The sequence below is a fragment of the Catellatospora sp. NPDC049609 genome (genome assembly GCF_040675365.1).
GTDB lineage: Bacteria > Actinomycetota > Actinomycetes > Mycobacteriales > Micromonosporaceae > Catellatospora.
On record NZ_JBFAOU010000439.1, the window covers coordinates 1 to 1,679 of the forward strand.

A 1,679-nucleotide genomic window follows, 5' to 3' on the forward strand; every position below is an offset into this window, starting at 1 on the left:
GAAGACACGACGAGCCCATCGACGCGGCATCCAAAAAGGATCTGCGATCGGACCAGCAACCGCCACCGTCAGCTATTGCGCACAAGATCGTAAGATGCCGACCATATCGACGGCTTCGACTACGACATCGGCGCCGTCCTGATCAAGCAAGCCACCGCTGAAGGCGAACCCGACCTCATGACGACGCTGCAGACTTGGCAACTGGGCCCCGATCTGTTCCTCTAACCCCTGGCAAATCGACGATCCGAGGTAGGCCAGGCCAGAAGACTCATCCACAGGTCTTGACTATTCCTCCGGCCGGCCGTTGAGGGTGATCTGCTTCCCACCGTCGGGGCGGACCAGGATGCCGAGCGCCTTGAGATTGAATTCCCGGTAGCGCGATCGGCTTGCCCGACTCGGCCAGCGCTGGGGGCCAGGTCGTGGCACACGCGTTCACGCACGCCGAGTAGATCGCCTTGCCATCCTTGCCGACTCGTCCTTGTTGAAGGCGTAAAGAACGAAACCCCGGTGGTCGACGACGGCCTTGCCTTTCGGGGTGTTCATCACGCCGACCATGCCGGCCGGTGGCGCCACGGGCGATTGCTGGCCGATCGGCACGAGCTTCTCCGGCTTCGCCTTCGCCGGCCCTTCTTCTTTCGTCAAGGCAAGACTTCCGAGCGCGAGCAGCCCGCAGCACGCCACGACCCACCTAATTCGCAGCCTGACAGGTCTCATAACACTGGTCGACTTTCCGAAGTCGCCTAGACAATTCATCACGACAACCAATATCGGATCACTTCATTGCAGCTGACCGTGAGGGATTGACAGAAGATGTCTTCGCCATCATCGAAGAGTGGCGTTGGGGATAGCGCTGATGGGCAAGCGACCGCGAGAGAGCAGTTTAGGCGAATTGTCGGGTGGCTGGAGTTCGCTGCCACCCCGACCTCAATACCTACTCCGCTCGATCCCTGCTGAGGGGAAGCCATCGGAAGTTCCCTGGAGTGATAACCCTGGCACCGTTTTTGGCAACTTCGAACATTGCACCAGTATTATAGTCAACCCATCCCGAGGTCTACCCCATTTAATGTGCCTTGCTGCACCGGCCTGCCCCCGCAACGCTCTTGCGTGTGCTCATGAATAATCGCCCTCCGCTTAGCCGACGCGCATCCGTGACCCTGAACAACCACACCAGCCAAACGATCACGACAAGATTTAATTACGCATCAATAGTTTGTCCATTCGCCTAATAGGGATAGCATGAATCGCTTCAACGAACTCCGTCGGCGGTCGATAGCCATGCTGCACCACGTAATGCTGGAGTAGGTATGGCGCCGCATAGACCTTGCCATGCCCCAGCACCCTGAATTCTGTGCTGGCCTTGCGGAACTCGTTGATAAATTCATCCTGCCGACCACCAATAATGCAGAATCCGCATTCATGGGATCCGCGGCTTCGCCGCACCTGATAGTTATTCATCCAATACTCCAGGTCGTTCACGTACCCCAGATTCGCATCGGTCGCGGGCACATCGACTCCTGGTTCCAACCAGCCGATATTGACAATGGGCAGGCCCGGCCACGGTTCCTCACGCAGAAACGATGGAGAGTAGGGCGGAGATCCCCAGTAAACGTAGGGTGTCAGACCACCACCGTGAACGGCTCCGGTCCGGCCGCGGTCAGCAGGGTCACGGCCGCGCCCGG

2 protein-coding genes are annotated in these 1,679 nt (G+C 58.7%); both read right to left on the bottom strand.

What is annotated here, in order from left to right; translation table 11 throughout:
• Window positions 1–432: 432 nt before the first annotated feature.
• On the bottom strand, window positions 433–642 hold the full coding sequence (locus AB0J67_RS40960) for a hypothetical protein (RefSeq protein WP_363491194.1): 210 nt from the start codon (window positions 640–642) through the stop codon (window positions 433–435).
• Between the two features lie 549 nt (window positions 643–1,191).
• A partial coding sequence (locus tag AB0J67_RS40965) for a hypothetical protein (protein ID WP_363491196.1) occupies window positions 1,192–1,679 on the bottom strand: 488 nt, incomplete at its 5' end.